This is a genomic window from Paraburkholderia sp. RL18-085-BIA-A (assembly GCF_046027075.1).
Classification (GTDB): Bacteria; Pseudomonadota; Gammaproteobacteria; order Burkholderiales; family Burkholderiaceae; genus Paraburkholderia.
In genome coordinates this window covers 1-288 of record NZ_JARESU010000704.1, presented here as the reverse complement: position 1 = coordinate 288, position 288 = coordinate 1, and the positions used below count along the sequence as shown (strand labels likewise).

General features: G+C 61.8%; 1 protein-coding gene. It reads left to right on the top strand.

Features of this window, described 5'->3' with window-relative positions; genetic code table 11:
- A partial coding sequence (locus tag P0D89_RS54470) for a contractile injection system protein, VgrG/Pvc8 family (protein WP_408379931.1) occupies positions 1–288 on the top strand: 288 nt, incomplete at both ends.

Here is a 288-nt window from a genome sequence, read left to right as displayed (position 1 = left end):
GGACTACAACCCTGAGTCAGCATGGGAGCGATATCGGGATTCGGCCAACGTTGCGCCTGGCGATTCGACAACCTACGGCCGGCCCTACATTTACGGCACGCATCACCTCGACCAGGCGGGCGCGAAGTGGGAGGCGCAGCTTCGGCATGAGGCGGCCATCGCACGACAGGTCATTTACGAGGGCGAGAGCAACGTGCTGGCGTTGCAGTGCGCGAGCGTGCTGGAAACTGATGTGGTATTGCCCGATGCGCCGAAAGGCCAGGTGATTGTCGAGATCACGCATAGCGG